The following is a 20430-nucleotide window of genomic DNA, read 5'->3' on the forward strand; positions in this document are numbered from 1 at the left end:
ATATTGTATTTGAGTTATTTTAATCGTCAATTGTTTGAAAAACCATCTGCCTGAATTTCCAGCCGGTTTGGTCGTTTACAGGCCCGCGCGTTTGTTTCATAATTATTCCAATTATATTTTCCTGTGGATCCGCAAAATACTGGGTATTAAAATATCCACCCCAATTGAATGTTCCTTTGTTACCCAAACCACCTTTGTTTTGTCCTTTTTCTGTTAACACAGAAAATGTTAATCCATAGTAACTGTCAGCGTCTTCTCCCCAAATATTCCCCATTTGATTTCCCATAATTGAACGAACTGTTGTCCGGCTTAAAAGTCTTATACCGTTATATTCGCCTCCGTTCAAATACATCTGAAGAAAAACAGCATAGTCTTTTGCTGTACTGGAAAGCCCTCCTCCGCCTGAGAACAGAGTTTTTGCCCCTTCAACCGGATATTCAGGGTCATAAAATGTTACCGGGTATTTTTCCCATTTTCCATCAACTTTTTGTTGAACAGAAACCAGACGATTTACCTTTTCTCCAGGGAGATAAAAGTAAGTATCCTTCATCCCCAGCGGATCGAAAATGTGCGTTTTCAGAAACTCATCAAACGGCATTCCTGAAACTATTTCTACCAGATAGCCAAGGACATCCAAGCCCATGCTGTAAACATACGCCGAACCGGGCTCGTGATGCAAAGGCAATTTTGCCAGCTTTTTGATGTTTTCTTCAATGCTTACATCTTTTTTTGTAAACGCAATTACAATTCCTGCTTTCTGATAAATCATTTTCATTCTTTCATCGGAATCAATGTCTCCATAGCCAATTCCCGAAGTATGTGTAAGCAAATGACGAATTGTAATTTTATTTTTTACAGGAATTCCGGTCCATGTGGTATCATTGTACCGAAATGTTTTTAACACGCGGGCATTCTCAAACTCAGGGATATACTTTGAGATGGGATCATCCAGGCTGAATTTTCCTTCTTCCCACAACATCATAACCGCAGTTGATGTGATTGCTTTTGATTGTGAGGCAATACGAAAAATATCATCCCTTTTTAGCTTTTCACCTTCAGCGTTATCCGCCATTCCGTAAGCCTTCCAGAAAACAATCTTTCCATTGCGGGCAATCAGCGAAACGATTCCGGGCACCTGATCTTCTGCCACAGCCTCCTTACACATTTTATCAATTCGCTCTATACGTTCGGAAGAAATTCCAACACTTTCAGGTTGAGCTTCCGAAAGTGGCGCTGTTTTTTGAATGGATTTCGTTTGGGCTGTTAAACCTGTCAATCCAGCTATAATAAAGGTTACAATAAGAAAAGTAAACTTTTTCATTTTTGATTTATTAGTATGTATTATTCATAATATTTATCCTCGCTATTAGCTTTTCGTCACATAAAATACTGATTCCCTACCGGAAAATCTGTTGTATTGCAGAAAAGTTCGCTGTAAATTGTCAACTTTTTTTGGTTTGTAGAAAACAGAACAGAAATATGCAAAACCGGTGAATTCCTTTCAATACTTAAAATTTCTGCAATTTTATCGTCTGCATATTCAGCCCTGATTTCCTGCTTTGAGCCAGTTATTTCAATAAGATATTCCTGACTCAGCGTTTTGAAAAAAGATTCGTCAACAAATTGTTTTTCTGTAAATCCCTGAAGAATGGTTGCCGGGAGCCAGTTTCTCTCCAGCATAACCGGCAGGGAATTTACACATCTTAATCTCTCAAAAAAAATACATTGTGCATCCTTATCCTCTTTTTTTACCGGAAAAATAATCTCTTCTTTCCACTCACCTATTTGAGGTTTTGTCAAAAAAATTGTATTTACATTTTTGCCAACGGCTTCTGAAAATCCTTTTACTGTCAACAGCCCGAGCGACTTCCTTCTTTCTTTTACCCGGCTCCCTTTCCCCTGTAGCTTTTCGATATAACCTTCTTTTATTAGCTCGTCAAGCGCTTTGCGGGTTGTTGTTCTGGTGACCGAAAAACGCGAACACAGCTCATGCTCTGAAGGAAGAAAATCTCCAACTTTAAATTTTCCCTGCTGAATTGATTCCTTCAGAAAATTCTTAACAAGCAAATATTTGGGTCCAAACTTCATCTTACAAATCTATAAACTCAAACTTGTACGTACAAGTAAAAATAGAATATTTTGAACTTTTTCTCTAAAAAGAAGTATAGTATTATGTAATTAAAAACAAATATTATGACCAACAGAAGAACCTTTTTAAAATCACTGGCAGGTGTAACTGCAGGTTTGTCGATGACGGGAAACGCATTTGGTAAACCGGAAACAAATGACAGGTTAGGCGAAATTTTGCCAAAAAGAAAATTGGGTAGAACCGGTGAATATGTAACGATGCTTGGAACGGGAGGTTACCACATTGGCTGGACAACCGAACGAGATGCACAGGAAGTAATTGAAGCCGCGCTGGAGGGAGGAGTCCGTTTTTTTGATACTGCTGAAAGCTACTCAGCCGGAAGAAGTGAAGAACGCTATGGTAAATACCTTACACCCAAATATCGTGATTTGATTTTTCTGATGACAAAAACTACGGGACCTGATGCAAAAACGGTTCAGGAGCATTTGGAAGGATCGTTAAAAAGGTTAAAAGTGGATCAGATTGACCTTTACCAGGTACACTCGATAAGAACACCCAAAGACGTCGATAACAGGATTGAAGCGGGAGTTCTGGAATATTTGGAAAAAGCAAAAGAACAGGGAAAATTTAAGTATCTTGGATTTACCGGGCATCAAAATCCGTTTGCACACGCACACATACTCGATCGTACGCAGGAAAGTGATATTTTCGATACAGTATTAATGCCTGTAAATGTTTTAGATCAAACCTATTTTAGCTTTATAAAAAATGTATTGCCAAAAGCGTTGGATAGAAACATGGGGATTTTATCTATCAAATCGCTTGCTGACGGAAGATTTTTTGCCAGAAAAGAACAGGCAAACTGGACCTCAGACGACCCTGTCATTCCCAATTATATGAGTATAAAAGATGCAATGCATTTTGTATGGTCGCTTCCCGTAACCGTTCTCATTTCAGGAAATGAAAATGCAACATACATGCGTGAAAAGATTGCTTTAGCCCGTTCATTTTCCAAATTATCAGAAAATGAAAGGATGGCACTGGTTGATAAGGTAAAAGAGATAGCAAAAACCGGCAAAGTAGAATATTTTAAAAACGAAGCTGTGTAAAAAGAAAATCCCGGGACCTCTGCCCCGGGATCAAAACTAAACCTAACTAAACCAAACTTATGAAAAAACAGCAATCTGCTGTGAAGTATTTTGTTTCTAGTAGTGTAATAATGTAAAGAACATTTTCTGTTTAATTGTTTTCATGTTAATAAACACTCAACAAATAGTGTGCCAAAAGATAATAAGCGGAGGTCAAACTGGTGTGGATCGGGGAGCATTGGATGCCTGTTTGAACAACAACTTTTCACATGGAGGTTGGTGTCCAAAAGGCAGAATGGCAGAAGACGGAAGAATTGACATAAAATACAAGCTAGACGAAACAGGAGAAAGCAACTACAATTCAAGAACTTATAAAAACGTAAGAAATTCAAATGCTACGCTTATTATTGTAAACGGCGACCTAAAAGGGGGGACACTACTCACCCAACAAATAGCCACACAAATGAAAAAACCTGTTTTGATTCTTTTTCCTGAAAAACCGGACGCAAAAGATTCCTTTCTCAAAATGATAACGTTTATTCAAAATAATAATGTTTCAATTCTAAATATTGCGGGTCCGCGGAAAAGTGAGTGGATACAAGGTTATCAGTATTCGTTTCAACTTGTTTCAGATTTCATCAAAAAGATTCAAAAATTACAGCAAAATACTATCTGATTATAAAGAATTCAAAAAATAAATATCTTTGCGAGAATTTAATTTGAAAGCTTTAAATTGAATTAAAAATTTAGTTTAGTATAAATGGAGAATATTCGGAATTTTTGCATCATAGCTCATATCGACCACGGAAAAAGTACACTGGCCGACCGTTTACTGGAGAATACCAAAACAGTTGGAGAGAGAGAGATGCACGACCAGGTACTTGACAGCATGGAACTGGAACAGGAAAGGGGCATTACCATTAAAAGTCATGCCATTCAGATGGACTATGTACATGAAGGAAAGGAATATAAACTCAATTTAATTGATACTCCCGGACACGTTGACTTTTCTTACGAAGTTTCACGTTCGATAAAAGCGTGTGAAGGAGCACTTTTAATTATTGATGCTACACAGGGAATTCAGGCTCAAACCATTTCAAACCTGTATCTGGCAATCGAACATGATCTGGAGATTATTCCGATTCTCAATAAAATGGATCTTCCGAATGCAATGCCCGAAGTTGTAGAAGATCAAATTATTGATTTGATTGGCTGCGACCATGAAGATATTATCCGTGCAAGTGGAAAAACAGGAGAAGGAGTTGAAGCTATTTTAACAAATATTGTTGAAAAGGTGCCACCTCCCAAAGGAGATCCAAATGCACCGCTGCAAGCCCTTATTTTTGATTCTGTTTTTAACTCATTTCGCGGGATTATTGCATATTTCAAGATTATCAACGGACAAATCCGGAAAAAAGATCTGGTTAAATTTGTAGCTACAGGAAAAGAATACGATGCAGATGAAATAGGCGTTTTAAAACTCGGGCTGGTTCCCAAAAATGTTTTATCCACCGGAGATGTAGGATATATTATTTCGGGGATAAAAACGGCAAAGGAAGTAAAAGTTGGTGATACCATAACACATGTTGAAAAACCTTGCCAAAAGGCCATTTCTGGTTTCGAGGAAGTAAAGCCAATGGTATTTGCGGGAGTATACCCCATTGATGCTGATGATTATGAGGATCTGAGAGCAGCAATGGACAAACTTCAACTTAACGATGCCTCCTTAACTTTTGAACCTGAATCTTCTGCCGCGCTCGGATTTGGTTTTCGATGTGGTTTCCTTGGTTTATTACACATGGAGATTATACAGGAAAGGCTGGAACGTGAATACGAAATGAATGTTATCACAACTGTTCCTAACGTTTCCTACCTTGTTCATTTAACCGACGGCTCAACACAAACCGTTTACAACCCTTCAGGGATGCCCGCTTCAACAATCATTCAGGAAATTGAAGAACCATATATTCGCGCAAACATTATTACAGCTTCAGAATTTATCGGACCGGTTATGACGCTTTGTCTCGACAAACGCGGAACTTTGGTTAGCCAGAACTACTTAACTTCTGAGCGGGCAGAATTGGTTTTTAATTTACCTTTAGGCGAAATTGTGTTCGATTTTTATGACAAACTAAAAAGCATTTCAAAAGGGTACGCTTCCTTTGATTACCATATTAGTGGTTTTAAACCCGCCAAACTGGTTCGACTTGACATTCTACTAAATGGCGAAATGGTTGATGCACTTTCCACACTTATCCATTTTGACAACGCCTATAACTTTGGCCGACGGATGTGTGAAAAGTTAAAAGAACTCATTCCCAGACAACAATTCGACATTGCGATACAGGCTGCAATAGGAGCAAAAATAATCGCCCGCGAAACCGTAAAAGCCGTTCGTAAAGATGTAACAGCCAAATGTTATGGGGGTGACATTACCAGAAAACGTAAATTGCTGGAAAAACAGAAAAAAGGTAAAAAACGGATGAAACAAGTAGGTAACGTAGAGGTACCTCAAAAAGCTTTTTTAGCGGTCCTGAAACTTGATTAGAACTCTTTTGAGCAAAATCAGAATTTCTTCCCGTTGCTCCGGAAAGTTAATATGATTTATATCCCCGTGAATACGGGGATGATATCAAACAATTAATTTGTACCCTTTGCCATGTACATTTATAATTTCTACCGTAGGTTCATCCTTCAGGTGCTTACGTAACTTTGTAATGTAAACATCCATACTTCTGGCGTTAAAATAATTATCGTCAATCCAAATTGATTTTAAAGCATAATTCCTTTCCAACACTTTGTTGGCGTTTTGACAAAGAAGTTTTAACAAATCCGATTCTTTTGTGGTCAGTTTAACCGTCTCGTCTCCATCAGAAAGAATTTGTTTACGGGTATCGAAAGTATATTTCCCCAAAGTAAATATCTGCTGTGCATTTGACTGACTCTCTTGCGAAGTTCTTCTTAAAATTGCTTCAATCCTGAGAATCAGTTCTTCCATACTAAAAGGTTTGGTTATATAATCATCGGCCCCCATTTTGAACCCTTCCAACACGTCCTCTTTTAAATTTTTTGCCGTCAGAAAAATAATCGGAATATCTGAATTAATAATACGAATGTCTTTTGCCAGTGTGAATCCATCTTTTTTGGGCATCATAATATCCAAAACGCAAATATCATAATGTTCTTTTACAAAACCTTTATAGGCAGCTTCTCCATCTGGAAACAGATTAGCGTCGTAACCTTTTGCGATTAAATATTCTTTTAACAGTAATCCCAAATTCTCATCATCTTCGGCAAGTAATAATTTTGTTTTTTGTTCCATGGTCATTTATTTATTTGTGGGAATAAGATACTAAATTTTGTCCCTTTATTAACAGCGCTCTCAACTTTTATTGTACCATTGTGCGAATCAACTATCTTTTTCACATAGCTTAATCCTAATCCAAATCCTTTTACATTATGAATATTTCCGGTAGGCACACGGTAAAAACGGTCAAATATTTGCGCATGGTGCTCTTTTGAAATTCCAATTCCTTTATCTTCAACCGAGATTACAACAAATTCTTTCTTATTATATGTTGTTACTTTTATTTCCGGTATCTCCTGGCTGTATTTCATAGCATTATCAAGCAAATTAAATACCACATTGGTGATGTGTACCTCATCCCCTTTTATCATTGGGTCTTCAGCATTGATTTCAGTAATAAGATTTCCATTTTTACTTTTTACTCTGAGCTCAAAATTCCCTGTAACTGTTTCAATCATTTTGTTTACATCGAACTCTTTAAACTTAAATTTTAAACGCCCTTCATTAAAAACAGCCATTTGCAGTACTTTCTCAACCTGAAACCCGAGGCGCTTACTCTCTGTGCTTATAACATTTGCCACATGCTCAATCGTTCTGGGTGTATTTGCCACACTTCCATCCTGAAGCATCTGACTTGCAAGCGAAATAGTTGAAATCGGTGTTTTTAATTCATGCGTCATATTGTTGATGAAGTCGTTTTTTATCATCGACAATTTTTTCTGCCGGAAAATTACTGTTAATGTATAGGCAAAAATTCCTATCAGCAACGCGGTTAAAATCAGGGTAGGAATAATAGTCAGACCAGTTTCACGCAACAGATACCCAGAACGTTTTGGAAAATAAATATGAAGATAGTTCGGTTTGGCTCCATTTCTATCCATTTGAAAAAGTGGCTGTGAAAACTCGCCTTTCTTTGCATTCTTATTAAAATTTTCATCTCCAATCATTATTTTATCCTGTCCGAGATTGGAATTCTTTACCGCATATTCATAATCCAAATCAATACCAGCAGCCCTTACTTCACTTGCCAAAACTTGAGCTAAAAACACAGTATCTATTCTTTCTTCAATCGGCCGGTCTTCAAGGTAAATTTCATACTTGTCTATGCTATTATCAAATAACCACTGCTCCAACCTCTGTCTTTGATTGGCTATCATCCGGTTAATATCAGGCAGAGTTTTTCTCAGCGTACCACCCTCGCCTGTAGAATCTACGCCAATGGTCGAATCTACTGTATTTATCTGCACCTGCTCTCTGTAATAGCCTGAAACACTGTTTTCCGTTACATTTAGTTTAAATTCGAATGCACCATTCCCTGAGTTATTTCTGGGAAAAGGAATAAAATCTTCTTTGGGCAGATTTGAACCTGGGAACTGACCGATATCTGCATAATACTGTGCTTCACGCTTTTCATATGTTTCCAAATGCGCGGCCACCCTCATCAAAACATTTGCCACCAAACGATTAAACTGCTCTTCCCGAATATCGGCAGCGCGTTTTATCAAATGCGTTTGAACAAATATCAGGCCCGAAAGCACAACAGCCATCAAAAATATTAATGTAATCAACATTTTTCTGCTCATGCCGCAAATATAATTTTAATGAAATGCTTGCTGTAACCTAGTTAACATTATTTAACACCAGCAATTAAAATGTAAAGTTTATTAACCTGTGCATCTGGATCTTATTCCTTTTCCGCGCTTCCCAACAAAACAGATTCAATAACCTCGGGAAAGTATTTATATTCCAGTTCGTGTACTTTTTTTGCAACAATCTCCGGCGTATCGGAAGGTTCAATTTTACACTTTGCCTGGAAAATTAATTTCCCGTCATCATAATTCTCATTTACATAATGAACAGAAATTCCCGACTCCAAATCTCTATTTTCTACAACAGCTTTATGAACATTCATCCCGTACATTCCTTTTCCTCCGTATTTGGGCAACAATGCCGGATGAATATTTATTATCGGAAAATTTTGAATCAAATTGTCAGGTATCAACCACAGAAAACCGGCCAAAACTACTAAATCGACTTTACGTTTTTTTAATATATTCAGTATTTCCTGACTTTTATAAAACGTTTCTCTGTCAAATATAAATGTGTCAATGTTAAATTTCTCTGCTCTTTCCAGAACATAAGCCCTGGGATTATTACACCAAACAGAATCAACATCAATAATTTCATTATCAGCGAAATACTCTATAACATTTTGTACATTAGTTCCTGAACCAGAAGCAAATAAAGCTACTTTCTTAACATTCATTTCATATTGTTTTTTACAGATAGAACATTTGACTAATTTGTTCAAATCAAGAAGCTTACAAATGAATTCTACCCCCCTGTTTATATCTTTTTTTAAATTTTTTCTTTGAAATATAAAACGTAAATTTATTACTTTGCACGGAATTATTTAAAAACAAAATTAGTATTAATCAAAAATTACAATTATGTCTGACGTTGCAGCAAAAGTAAAAGCTATTATCGTTGATAAATTAGGCGTTGATGAAAGTGAAGTTACTCCTGAAGCTTCCTTTACAAATGATTTAGGTGCAGATTCACTTGACACTGTTGAGCTGATTATGGAATTCGAAAAAGAATTTGACCTCGCTATTCCAGACGATCAAGCTGAAAAAATTTCAACGGTAGGTGAGGCTATTGCACATATCGAAGAAGCTACGAAGTAATTATATTCAGAAAAATTATTTATGGAATTAAGGCGGGTAGTAATAACCGGTTTAGGAACTGTTAATCCTTTGGGAAACACCGTTGATGAATACTGGGAAAATCTGAAAAACGGGGTTAGCGGTGCAGCACCTATTGAAAAATTTGATGCAGCAAAGCACAAAACCCAATTTGCCTGCGAGGTAAAAAACTTCGATCCTGAACTTTACGGGATGGAAAGAAAGGATTGTCGCAAATACGATTTGTACACACAATATGCATTTGCGAGCACCGACCTGGCGGTTAAAGATTCAGGCTTAAACCTTGAAGAGATTGACCATGACAGAGCTGGTGTTATCTGGGGAGCGGGAATAGGTGGACTTCAAACTTTTTTTGAAGAAGCCAGAAACTATAAAGATGAAAATCCCCGGTTCTCTCCATTCTTTATTCCCAAAATGATTGCGAATATAGCCGGTGGACTATTATCGATAAAATACGGTTTTAGAGGACCTAATTTTACCACAGTTACTGCCTGCGCATCTGCTTCCCATGCAATGATTGAAGCATTTAACATGATTCGTATGGGGAAAGCAGATATTATGATTACAGGTGGTTCAGAAGCCGGTGTAAACGAAGCAGGAATAGCCGGCTTTAATTCTATGAGAGCCATCTCGACCCGTAACGATGATCCCAAAACAGCATCAAGGCCTTTTGACAAGGATCGTGATGGGTTTGTTATGGGTGAAGGTTCTGCAGCTTTCATTTTTGAAGATTATGAAAGCGCAGTAAAACGGGGAGCCAAAATTTATGCTGAAATGGGTGGCGGAGGAATGTCTGCTGACGCATTTCATATGACTGCTCCGGACCCGGAAGGGAAAGGTGCAAACCTGGTTATGAAATGGGCTTTGGAAGACGCTGGAATTACGGTCAATGATGTAGATTACATCAATGTACACGGCACTTCTACTCCGCTTGGAGATATTGCTGAACCAAAGGCTATTATCAAAACATTTGGCGAACACGCTTATAAATTAGCAATCAGTTCAACAAAATCAATGACCGGGCATTTACTGGGGGCAGCAGGTGCAGTTGAAGGCCTGGCAAGTATTTTGGCCATTAACAACAGTTTGATTCCACCAACAATAAACCATTTCACCGATGATCCTGAAATTGACAGCAATTTGGATTTCACATTCAATGTTGCCAAAAAACGTGAAATAAATGTTGCAATCAGCAATACATTTGGTTTTGGCGGACACAATGCAACTTTAGTTTTCAAAAAACTATAGAAAACTGTGGTTAGAAAAATAGTACAACGGGTAAAACTCTTTTCGTCCTCTCGGAAAGAGTTTTACTTGTTTTTAAAGGAGATACTTGGTTTCTATCCCGGAAATTTAAAATTGTACGACCTCGCATTTATTCACAAATCAGCTTCTACCGTCGATTCGCGAGGTAACTATGTAAATAACGAAAGACTGGAGTATTTGGGTGACGCTATTTTGGGTGCCATCATTGCCGACTTTTTATACAACAGATTTCCGCAGGAAGATGAAGGATTTCTTACAAAAACCCGGTCAAAACTGGTAAACCGTACCTTTTTAACCAAGCTGACTTACGACATGGGGCTTAACGTGTTTATCGATTCAAACACCACTAAAAATATCGACAGCAGCCATATTTACGGCGATGCTTTGGAAGCTTTAATTGGAGCCATTTATTTGGACAAAGATTACCAAACAGCAAAATATTTCGTAACAAAAAAAATCCTTTCACAATTTGTTAACCTGAACGAGATTGAACAAAAAGACACCAACTTTAAAAGTCAGTTAATAGAGTGGAGTCAGAAAAATAAAAAAGAAGTTGTATTTCAAACGACCGAAGAAACAAGTGAACGCACCAAACAACCACGGTTTATTGCCACTGTTGAGGTAGAAAATGTTGAGATAGGAAAAGGAGAAGGTACATCCAAAAAAGAAGCCCAGCAAAATGCCGCCCGCCAAACGCTTGAAAAGCTGGATTATTTACAATTTCAATAGTCACTGCTAAAACAAACCAATTTCGATTGTTATATTTGCCCCGTTTTTAAAACCGACAATGAACGAGTATTTAATTTATTCACTGGGCTTTTTAGCTCAAATTCTGTTTTTTGTAAGAACCATTGCCCAATGGTTTAAATCGGAACAGGAAGGCGAAGTATATTCACCAATTGTATACTGGCAAATTAGTCTGGTTGGTTCCATCCTGATGCTCACTTATGGGATACTGCGCAATGATTTTGCAATTGTAATTGGGCAATTTCTGGTTTACTCCATTTACATACGCAACCTCCAGTTAAAAAAAGCGTGGAGGCGAATGCCTTTAATTTCAAGGATATTCGCGGTAGCAATACCTTTGATTTATCTGGCATGGCTGATTTTTTCAGGTAATTTTAATGCCATTTTTAAAAATGAAAATGTTTCGGTATTTTGGATGATTTGGGGAACTACGGCTCAACTTATTTTTATATCACGCTTTTTCTACCAATGGATATATTCAGAAAAGGAAAAGGAGTCTTTACTGCCGCTTGGTTTTTGGCTTATCAGTACCACCGGTTCATTAATGATTTTTACATACTCAGTTTATCGTTTGGATCCGGTACTTTTTGCTGCTCATAGTCTGGGGCTTTTTATTTATTTCAGAAATATTCTGTTACATTTTGGAAAGGGAAGCTTGTTTTCCAAACTAAACAAAATTCCGTTTTTAAATAAATTTATCACCAGGGTGTCCGATAAAATAAAATAAAGGCCAATCCATATTTATTGGATTAACCTTAAATTCATTGCCATTTTTTGTATAAAACACCATCTACTTCATTTAACAGATCAATCAACTCAGGCCTGATTTGATTGGAAAGAATAACAAAAAAATATCCCTCAGTATTATCATATTGGTTGTATGCTCCAAACGAAGCAAGATTACCTGTGTGTGACACAACATCATTATTCTCTTCACTAATATCCCACCCTAATCCGTAATATTTATCACACCCGTTTTCAAGCTTTGTTGGAGCAAACATTAAATTTTTACTTTCCCGGGTAAGTATCTTATTTTCAAAAAGTGCCTTGTCCCATGCATAAAGATCATTCACAGTAGAAATTATTCCACCATCTCCTGTGGACATCAAATAATCACTTTTATTCCAATCTTCATCATAACCAATTGCCCGATCATAATTCTTCCCATCATAAACAAAAGTCTTTTTCATTCCCACGGGTTTGAAAATATTTTTTCTCAAAAACTCACCATAGCTCACCCCTGAAACCTTCTCAATTATTTTTCCGAGTAAAAAATATCCTGAATTACAATATGAATGCTTTGTATTGGGTTGAAAAAGCAAAGCATCTGTCAAATTCAAAAACTCCCAAATTAATTTCTCATCATTTTCGATATTATTCTGCCAGTAGTCCGGAATTCCCGAAGTATGATTCATCAAATTCCTGATTTGAATATTTTTCATAGATTCCGGCACTTCTAAATACTTTCCAATAAAGTCATCAATTGATAATTTTTTATTTTGCTGAAGTATTAAAATGCCTACAGAGGTAAATTGTTTTGTTAATGATGCAACCGGGAAAAGTGTAGAAAGTCTGTTTGTCTCTCTTGTTTCGATATTTTTATATCCGAAAGAACCTCTATACAGGATCTTATTTTTTTTCGCAACTAAGATTGATCCATTCAGCAGAGAATCAGAAGTATATTTATCGACAACAGAAGCCAGTTTTTTTTCAAGCACCTGTCCGGAAACGCAAAAAACCGAAACAACTACCACAATTATTGATAGCAATATTTTCATTCTGTCGTTATTTGAGTTTTAATTAAATTGATTTTCCTTTGACAATCTCTTTAAGAACGTAGTGAAAAATCAACGAAAAGATTAAAACTACAAATCCCCAAATAGGCGCATAAAAACTTACCATTGCACCTTCCATGACAATTTGAGGGGAAATATCAGCGGCTTCGCGAATGGCTTTCAATGCTTCAACGATTCCAACAATTTGTGATAAAATACCTGAAGCTGCAGCCAATGCACCTGCCATTAATACAAGATCGAGCAACTTAAAATTGTATTCCTTTTTTGTTGCCATCTGAACAATTTTCCATACAGTTACTCCAACTGCAATTAAAGCCATTAATGAAATAAAATTCATAAATGGTCCTCCGTTGCGAAACATTTCTGACAAATTCATTTTTTTCAGTTTTAAAAATTATACCTGAAAATTACATCCTGTTTTTCGTTTGGAGCTGCTTTAATCGTTCAACTGCAAAAAACGATAACCGAAATACAATTCCTCTTTAAATCTACCAAACATTTATCTATTTTGTTGTTCAGCATAAAACCTATGTAATCCACCGACAAAATTTCAAAATTTCAAAAATCATTTCTACTTTCATTCCTTTATGTAACAACAAAATGAAATTCCATTTTCATCAAATAAAAAATATTTTGCATAAATCAATAATAACAAGAATTGCACTTCATGTAATTTTTTGGGTATCTGTAGGCTCTTTTTACTTCATAACGTTTAACAACAACAGCGAGATCAGGGCCGTTTCTTATATTCTTTCTGTTGGATTGTTGCCAGTTGCATTTTTTGAAGCTTACTTTTTTAATTATATCCTGATTCCTAAATTTCTGGAAAAAAAACGGTATGGAAGATTCTTCTTTTTCAGCTTTTATACTGTTTTAACCTCTACATGGCTATCATTTTTGATAGTGATGTTCACCTTAATTTTTATTTTAGAAAGAGATGCCTCGCTGGATCCAGCTGTTTTACATCCCGAATTACAGGTAGTCTCACTAAACTTTATTGTTTTTCTTGCTATTTCAATAAAACAAGTCAAAAGGGCATTTTATATGCAAATTGAAAAGAGTGAAATAGAAAAAAATATTCTGACAAGTGAACTAAAACTGAAGGAGGCAGAATTGAAATTACTAAAAGCACAGGTTCATCCTCATTTTTTGTTTAATACTTTGAATAATTTGTACGGCCTTACTTTGGAGAAATCGGACGACGCACCAAAACTTGTTTTGCAACTTTCAGAAATTCTGGATTACATCCTTTACCGGTGCGACGACAAAAAAGTACCTCTTTCAGATGAATTAAATAACTTAAAGAACTATATAGAAATAGAAAAAATCCGGTATTCGAAAAAACTGGAGTTAAAAACTGAATTCCCTCAAAACAATAATTCTCTGAAAATCGCACCGCTTATTCTTCTCCCTTTTGTTGAAAATGCATTTAAACACGGTGTAAGTAATTTCCCCGGGGTTGGTTTTGTAAAAATCGACATTAACATCGTCAGTAAAAATCTGATTTTCAACATCAAAAATTCAAGAAATCATTTAATAAAGAAGGAGATTGATTCTAAAAAAGGTATTGGCCTTGTAAATGTAAAGAAACGGCTTGACTTACTCTATCCTGAAAAATATATTCTTAGTATTGACGAGCAAGCAGAAACATTTTCTGTAAATTTAACATTGGAACTGGAGGTTTAGCTCATGTATAATTGCCTGATTATTGACGACGAACCCATTGCAATCAGGGTTATTAAAAACCATCTTTCGGCTTTTACTGATTTTTTGGTTGTTGCAGAATGTAACAACGCACTGGAGGCGATGTCTGTGCTTTCAAAGGAAAAAATTGATTTGCTGTTCTGTGATATTCAAATGCCGCAAATCACAGGAGTCGACTTTGTTCGGTCACTGGCTCATCCTCCCAAAGTAATTTTTACAACAGCTTACCGCGATTATGCCATCGAAGCATTTGAATTAAATGTAATAGACTATCTGCTAAAGCCCATCTCCTTTGAAAGATTTGCAAAAGCCATTAACAATTTTTTTGAACTCGAATCTTTGCAAAACGGAAAAACTTCAGAAAAAAAAGAAAACTTAAACGACAACCGTAATTTTATTTTCCTGAAAGCGGATAAAAAACATTACAAAGTTGATTTATGTGATATTTTATACTTTGAAAGCCTGGGCGATTACGTTATGGCCTATACAATCAACAATAAAATTGTAACAAAAGAAAGAATCAGTTTTATGGCTGAAACGCTACCTGAAAGTCAGTTTATCCAAATCCACCGAAGTTATATTGTATCCATTCATAAGATAGAATCACTTGGCCCTGGTTTTGTCGAAATCAACAAAAAAAAGTTACCGGTAGGAAGAAGTTACAGACCTTTACTTTCCAGATTACTTGATAACAATAACTAATAGTTTTGTTAAATTTGCAGTTTTGCAAATTATGGAACTAAAAGATAAATATATTCGTCGTGAAGGATGGCTTTCCATTTTCGGAAATATTTTTCTTTTCGGGCTAAAATATTGGGCAGGCCTGGCAACCGGATCGCTGGCGTTAATTGCCGATGCCTGGCATACTTTGTCTGATTCTGTCTCATCGGTTATCGTGTTAATCGGAGGAAAAATTTCAAGAAAACCCGCAGATGACGATCATCCTTTTGGGCATGGACGCGCCGAACACATTTCAGCCATTATTATTGGTGTTTTGCTGGCCATTGTAGCTTTTGATTTTGCCGTTGGCGCTATTGAAAAGTTTGGATCAAAAGAAAAAACAACATTTGGAACCATTGCCTGGATTGCAACAATAATCTCAATAATTGTAAAAGAAGGTATGTCGCAATATGCTTTCCGGGGAGCAAAAAAAACCGGTTCTTCAATTCTCAAAGCCGATGGCTGGCATCATCGGACGGATGCACTTTCGTCGGTGGTCATTTTAATTGGTATTGCCGTTGGAAACTATTTCTGGTGGACCGATGCAGTTTTGAGTTTTATTGTAGCCTTGATGATTGGCTGGGCAAGCTACGAGATTTTATCAAAAGACATCAAATCTTTATTGGGCGAAAGTCCTTCGGATGAGCATTTAATCGCTATTCGAGAAATTGCCCAAAAAGCGTGCAGGCAACCGATACATCTTCACCACATACATTTACACAATTACGGGAACCACACAGAATTAAGCTGCCATATAAAACTCCCTCCGGAAATGCCGTTAAATGAAGCACATGATATTTGCACTAAAATTGAAGTCGCTTTAAAAAACAAATTTGGATATATGTCAACCATCCACCCGGAACCCATCACGTGGGAAAACCCGGTTATATAGAAAAAATTAAGGTAATTCTACAATTTTTAAATTTCTGAAATGGATTTCAGCTCCCTCCGATTCCAGGCAGATAAAACCATTTCTTTTTGACGATTGACTTATTCCGTTGACAAATTTTCCATTTACCGAAAGTTTTATCGTTCCATCCACACAAACCACATCATAAGTATTCCTCTCTCCTTTCCCCTTGCAACGATTTTCAACCGATTTACTCCTTTTCCCCCGTGGATTGTCAGGAACCACTTCCACACCTCCTACGCCAAATAATTCTCCATGGACATATGCAACCGGTGGTTTTTCTCCGTTTCTTGTGTTGAGGTTAACCCAATCAAGTTCCAGCATTTGTACTTCAACACCGTTGGGTAAACGATTATCTCCTGGCACAGCATCGCTCCATACAAAGGTTCCCGAATTCCCTCCTGCCTCCATGTGTTTCCATTCAATATGCATGATAAAATTCCTGTACTTTTTTTCACTGCGGACAACGCCAATGGGGTGTCCTGTACAAATCAGCTCGTCTCCTTTTACTTTCCATGTATTGTTTTCGGTATTTACCTGAAACCATTTCAAAGTCTCTCCTTTTATCTTTTTATCAATTTGAACATTTTCCAATGCCACTTCATTGCCAAATTGAAAAAGAGGTGTCTGAGCAAATCCGTTTACCGCCAGCAGGAGGCAAAAAATAAAAGCAACTATCTCTTTCATTTTAATAAATTTTGAACTGGTTTCTTTTTATCCATTAGCAGCTTTATTCTCGACACCAACTACCGGGATTTTCTCTTCAACTCCCGGAACCGGGCCAAATGCATAGGTTTTCGGACCAAGATATAAATCGGAATTCATAATTTCCTCCCAGCTAACATCTTTCCCTGTATACGCCGAGATTCTCCCCATAATGGTAATCAGTGTTGAATTGACCTGAGCTTCAGCATCACTTACAGGTTTTCCCCTGCGGATAGCCGTTACCAGGTTGATGTGTTCCTGTACATAAGGATTGGTTACTTTCCACGGCGATTCCGTATCTCCGTCTTCGGGGTGAGGATATTTCCAGAGTTCATTCCCCTTCCAATCGTACAAACTACCCGCGGCATCGGCATATCCTTTTGTACCATTTATTTGCTGAACTTTACGGTTGGTACACCCATTTATCTGACGGGCGGCACAATGCGCCCTCATCCCATTATCATAAACATACTCAATACTAAAAAAATCATACTGATCTCCGGTTACCCTTCGTTGTCGTCCTCCCCAGCCAATTGCTTTTACCGGTATTCTATCCAAATGCCAGTTCATTACATCTATTTCGTGAATAAATTGTTCAGTAATATGGTCGCCCGATAACCAGCAAAAATTCACCCAGTTACGCAGCATATACTCCATTTCGCTCCAGTTGGCCTGCCTGTTACGATACCAAAGTGCACCACCGTTGCGAAGTATGTTTGCCCCGACAATCTCTCCGATCTCTCCGTTTGCAACACGTCGGTGGGTTTCCATGTAATCCTTTTGTACGCGCCGTATTGTTCCACTAATAATGCTTAATCCAATAGCTTCCGCTTTTTTTGCAGATGCCAGAACCGAACGGGCTCCAACCGGATCAACCGCAATCGGCTTTTCCATAAAAATATGTTTTCTGGCATTGACTGCAGCCTCAACATGTGCCGGTCGAAAATGCGGAGGTGTGCAAAGTAAAACGATATCAACACCCGAATCAATAACTTTTTGGTAACTGTCGAAACCTATAAAACAGTTTTCGTCAGCAATTTCAACTCCTTTTTCTGTTTTTAACGTTTCTCGGCAATTGTCAATTTTATCCTTAAAAACATCTCCCAAAGCTGTTATTTGCAAATTTGGACCGGCATCCAGAAAATTAATGGCTGCACCCGTCCCCCGGCCTCCGCAACCGATTAAGCCGGCTCTCAAAACCGCTCCATCAGGCGCCTGGTCAAGTAACTCCGGTAATTCGATTTCCTCTTTTTTTGATTTTTCGGAAGAGGTGCATGCAGCCAAAATTCCCGCTGCCCCAATCGTTCCCAATGTTGTTTTTGTAATAAAATTTCGTCGGTTTAGTTCCTTTGAATCCATATTGTAAATGGTTTATGTGTTGAAAATAAAAAATTTAATTTACCATATTTTATCGAATAATCTCAAAACTGTTTTTAATAATTTGCAAATTGTAGCCCAACAGCATGCCCCGGCACTTTGAAAATCCATCAAAATTAATTTACATTTGGAGGAATCAAATGTAGTTCCCTATTGAATCAGATAAATAATATAAATGACAGCGAGCTGTGTGAAAGGATAAAAAGGGGTGAGAAAGATGCTTACCGGAAACTCTTTGAAAAATATGCCCCAAAAATATATCATTTCTCGTTTACTTATTTAAAAAATAACGATGACGCTGAAGAACTGGTTCAAAATGTATTTATAAAAATATGGGAAAAACGAACAACGCTGGATTCAACACAAAACCTGAAATCTTTTATTTTTAAAATTGCCGTAAATACCATCTACGACCTTATACGGCGAAAAAATATAGAACACGCCTTTGAAGATTACGCCAGACTAAATTATGAAACCAAAGAAAATAATACATGGCATTCGGTAATCTTTGAGGAAATGAAACAGCATCTCCACAAACTGGTAGCGCAGCTGCCCGAACAGCAGCAAAAAATTTTTCAACTAAGCAAGCTTGAAGGATTAACCAACGACGAAATAGCAAAGACATTAAACCTCTCAAAACGCACGGTCGAAAACCATTTGTACAGAGCACTCGCGTTTTTAAAAAAACATTTTAAAAATGAGTCCTTTGTGGCCCTGCTTTTCTTTTATCTGTTTTGCGGATAAATTTCTCCCCCACGTCATTCCAAAAGAATGGTAATTATTTATTGACCTCTGGTGAGTAAATCCGGACTTTCATTCGTATTAACAGAACAAATAATTTACTACCAAAAGTAGTTTTAGTTTAGTTAAAGTTAAAAAGTCGCCCTAAATTATCCGGGCGGCTTTTCAGTTCAAAATGTTCAGATAAAATTTTCAGAAATGAGTAAATTCAAAAGCTGAACCGTATTAGGTATAATTAAGAAAAAAAATGACGAAACAAGTTCAACATATTTTCGAAAAAGCAAATTCAAAAAACAACAGTTTATCCGACAGGCAGGAAATGCTTTCATTATTTCATCAACCGGAAAAAGAATTCGAGGTGAAGGAGAAATTACTGGAAGATCTTTCCTCCGAAACTGCCACCGTCTCTTCCCTGCCCGATTTCAAAAACTTATTTAACAAACTCTGGGCGAAAATTGAAAAAGAGCAAAAACAAAATAAAACAACAGTACGCTTTTTAACCAACGTAGCAAAGATAGCTGCGGCAATATTTTTCGGCTTGTTCACAGGTATTTATGTAACATCATTACAAAAAACTACTGATGCTCCGGTATATTATGCTGCACACTCTCCGAAAGGATCAGTTTCTGAGATGATTCTTCCGGACGGTTCGGTGATTTTTCTGAATGCAGACTCGCGAATCAGATACAGTGTGGACGGCGAAAACGGCAACCGCGAAGTTTTTCTGGAAGGAGAGGCCTGGTTTGAGGTGGAAAAAAACGAAAACAAACCCTTTGTTGTGCACACACCGTTTTACAAGGTAAACGTAACCGGAACACAATTTAATGTAAAAGCCTATCCAACAGACGAAGAAGTTATAACCACCCTGGAGGCAGGCCAGGTGGTAATTCAATCCACCGAAAACATGAAGCTTGCCTCGGATGTGGTACTAAAACCGGGAGAACAGGTGGTGATGAATAAAACATCAAAAGAGATAGTCATAAAAACCGTAAATACCCAATGGTTTACTTCGTGGAAAGACAACAAACTGATTTTTGTGAATATGAACCTGAAAGACCTGGTGGTTCTTTTGAATCGGAAATACGGTGTCGATATTGAAGTAAAAAATAAAAAAATCCTCGACTTGCACTTTGACGGAACAATTAAGGATGAAACCATTATTGAATTTCTGGAGATCGTAAGAAAGACACTACCAATCAATTATAAAGTCGTAGGACAAAAAATTGAAATTACTGACAACAAAAACTAAACTTATCCGGAGGAATAACTTATGAA

The 20430-nt window shown here is 37.1% G+C and carries 21 protein-coding genes; 12 read left to right on the plus strand and 9 right to left on the minus strand.

The window, feature by feature from the left end:
- Positions 1 to 19: 19 nt before the first annotated feature.
- The gene (locus K5G00_RS11200) at positions 20 to 1321 is read right to left on the minus strand and encodes a serine hydrolase domain-containing protein (RefSeq protein ID WP_238766248.1); all 1302 of its coding nucleotides are present in this window, start codon (positions 1319 to 1321) and stop codon (positions 20 to 22) included.
- A gap of 56 nt (positions 1322 to 1377) precedes the next feature.
- Complete coding sequence (locus K5G00_RS11205) at positions 1378 to 2088, minus strand: GntR family transcriptional regulator (protein ID WP_238766249.1); 711 nt, start codon at positions 2086 to 2088, stop codon at positions 1378 to 1380.
- Between the two features lie 105 nt (positions 2089 to 2193).
- On the opposite strand from K5G00_RS11205, the gene K5G00_RS11210 reads away from it, so the two are divergent.
- From K5G00_RS11210 to lepA, 3 genes are all read left to right on the plus strand, one after another.
- On the plus strand, positions 2194 to 3198 hold the full coding sequence (locus tag K5G00_RS11210; protein ID WP_238766250.1) for an aldo/keto reductase: 1005 nt from the start codon (positions 2194 to 2196) through the stop codon (positions 3196 to 3198).
- Between the two features lie 166 nt (positions 3199 to 3364).
- On the plus strand, positions 3365 to 3853 hold the full coding sequence (locus K5G00_RS11215; RefSeq protein ID WP_238766251.1) for a putative molybdenum carrier protein: 489 nt from the start codon (positions 3365 to 3367) through the stop codon (positions 3851 to 3853).
- 84 nt (positions 3854 to 3937) lie between these two features.
- Positions 3938 to 5725: a translation elongation factor 4 gene (lepA, locus tag K5G00_RS11220; RefSeq protein ID WP_238766252.1), complete on the plus strand. Its 1788-nt coding sequence runs from the start codon at positions 3938 to 3940 to the stop codon at positions 5723 to 5725.
- Positions 5726 to 5809: 84 nt separating this feature from the next.
- On the opposite strand, the gene rprY is transcribed toward lepA, so the two are convergent.
- The 3 genes from rprY to purN form a co-directional block, all read right to left on the minus strand.
- Positions 5810 to 6499, minus strand: a complete 690-nt coding sequence (rprY, locus tag K5G00_RS11225) for a response regulator transcription factor RprY (protein WP_158864570.1) — start codon at positions 6497 to 6499, stop codon at positions 5810 to 5812.
- Positions 6500 to 6501: 2 nt separating this feature from the next.
- On the minus strand, positions 6502 to 8067 hold the full coding sequence (locus tag K5G00_RS11230) for a sensor histidine kinase (RefSeq protein ID WP_238766253.1): 1566 nt from the start codon (positions 8065 to 8067) through the stop codon (positions 6502 to 6504).
- A gap of 101 nt (positions 8068 to 8168) precedes the next feature.
- Entirely contained in the window at positions 8169 to 8750 is a 582-nt protein-coding gene (gene purN / locus K5G00_RS11235) for a phosphoribosylglycinamide formyltransferase (RefSeq protein WP_238766254.1), read from the minus strand.
- A 184-nt stretch (positions 8751 to 8934) separates the two neighbouring features.
- Between purN and K5G00_RS11240 the strand changes: the two genes are divergently transcribed.
- The 4 genes from K5G00_RS11240 to K5G00_RS11255 are packed head-to-tail and all read left to right on the plus strand — an operon-like array spanning position 8935 to position 11929.
- Positions 8935 to 9171: an acyl carrier protein gene (locus tag K5G00_RS11240; protein WP_158864576.1), complete on the plus strand. Its 237-nt coding sequence runs from the start codon at positions 8935 to 8937 to the stop codon at positions 9169 to 9171.
- 21 nt (positions 9172 to 9192) lie between these two features.
- On the plus strand, positions 9193 to 10437 hold the full coding sequence (fabF, locus tag K5G00_RS11245) for a beta-ketoacyl-ACP synthase II (RefSeq protein WP_238766255.1): 1245 nt from the start codon (positions 9193 to 9195) through the stop codon (positions 10435 to 10437).
- 6 nt (positions 10438 to 10443) lie between these two features.
- Positions 10444 to 11184 carry a ribonuclease III gene (gene rnc / locus K5G00_RS11250; RefSeq protein WP_238766256.1) on the plus strand — a complete coding sequence of 247 codons (741 nt, stop codon included), beginning with the start codon at positions 10444 to 10446 and terminating at the stop codon, positions 11182 to 11184.
- Between the two features lie 58 nt (positions 11185 to 11242).
- Complete coding sequence (locus K5G00_RS11255) at positions 11243 to 11929, plus strand: lipid-A-disaccharide synthase N-terminal domain-containing protein (protein ID WP_238766257.1); 687 nt, start codon at positions 11243 to 11245, stop codon at positions 11927 to 11929.
- Positions 11930 to 11963: 34 nt separating this feature from the next.
- Here the strand turns inward: K5G00_RS11255 and K5G00_RS11260 are convergent, their stop codons facing one another.
- Positions 11964 to 12980 (minus strand): serine hydrolase domain-containing protein, encoded by a 1017-nt coding sequence (locus tag K5G00_RS11260; RefSeq protein WP_238766258.1) that lies wholly within the window; start codon positions 12978 to 12980, stop codon positions 11964 to 11966.
- A 22-nt stretch (positions 12981 to 13002) separates the two neighbouring features.
- The gene (locus K5G00_RS11265) at positions 13003 to 13374 is read right to left on the minus strand and encodes a MotA/TolQ/ExbB proton channel family protein (protein WP_238766259.1); all 372 of its coding nucleotides are present in this window, start codon (positions 13372 to 13374) and stop codon (positions 13003 to 13005) included.
- A gap of 257 nt (positions 13375 to 13631) precedes the next feature.
- Here K5G00_RS11265 and K5G00_RS11270 point away from each other — a divergent pair, with 257 nt between their 5' ends.
- From K5G00_RS11270 to K5G00_RS11280, 3 genes are read left to right on the plus strand one after another with little or no spacing between them, the layout of a single operon-like run.
- Positions 13632 to 14684, plus strand: coding sequence for a sensor histidine kinase (locus tag K5G00_RS11270; RefSeq protein WP_238766260.1), 1053 nt, complete (start codon positions 13632 to 13634; stop codon positions 14682 to 14684).
- A 3-nt stretch (positions 14685 to 14687) separates the two neighbouring features.
- A complete protein-coding gene (locus K5G00_RS11275) occupies positions 14688 to 15404 on the plus strand; it encodes a LytR/AlgR family response regulator transcription factor (protein ID WP_238766261.1) in 717 nt (238 codons plus the stop codon).
- 31 nt (positions 15405 to 15435) lie between these two features.
- Positions 15436 to 16314 (plus strand): cation diffusion facilitator family transporter, encoded by an 879-nt coding sequence (locus K5G00_RS11280; protein WP_238766262.1) that lies wholly within the window; start codon positions 15436 to 15438, stop codon positions 16312 to 16314.
- 6 nt (positions 16315 to 16320) lie between these two features.
- Here K5G00_RS11280 and K5G00_RS11285 read toward each other — a convergent pair whose 3' ends face one another.
- Positions 16321 to 17019, minus strand: coding sequence for a 3-keto-disaccharide hydrolase (locus tag K5G00_RS11285; protein WP_238766263.1), 699 nt, complete (start codon positions 17017 to 17019; stop codon positions 16321 to 16323).
- A 27-nt stretch (positions 17020 to 17046) separates the two neighbouring features.
- A complete protein-coding gene (locus tag K5G00_RS11290) occupies positions 17047 to 18396 on the minus strand; it encodes a Gfo/Idh/MocA family protein (protein ID WP_238766264.1) in 1350 nt (449 codons plus the stop codon).
- A gap of 171 nt (positions 18397 to 18567) precedes the next feature.
- On the opposite strand from K5G00_RS11290, the gene K5G00_RS11295 reads away from it, so the two are divergent.
- Both K5G00_RS11295 and K5G00_RS11300 read left to right on the plus strand, forming a co-directional pair.
- The gene (locus tag K5G00_RS11295) at positions 18568 to 19158 is read left to right on the plus strand and encodes an RNA polymerase sigma factor (RefSeq protein WP_238766265.1); all 591 of its coding nucleotides are present in this window, start codon (positions 18568 to 18570) and stop codon (positions 19156 to 19158) included.
- 244 nt (positions 19159 to 19402) lie between these two features.
- Positions 19403 to 20404 (plus strand): FecR family protein, encoded by a 1002-nt coding sequence (locus K5G00_RS11300; RefSeq protein ID WP_238766266.1) that lies wholly within the window; start codon positions 19403 to 19405, stop codon positions 20402 to 20404.
- The last annotated feature ends 26 nt before the right edge of the window (positions 20405 to 20430 follow it).

The organism is Maribellus maritimus, assembly GCF_022267315.1.
Taxonomy (GTDB): domain Bacteria; phylum Bacteroidota; class Bacteroidia; order Bacteroidales; family Prolixibacteraceae; genus Draconibacterium; species Draconibacterium maritimum.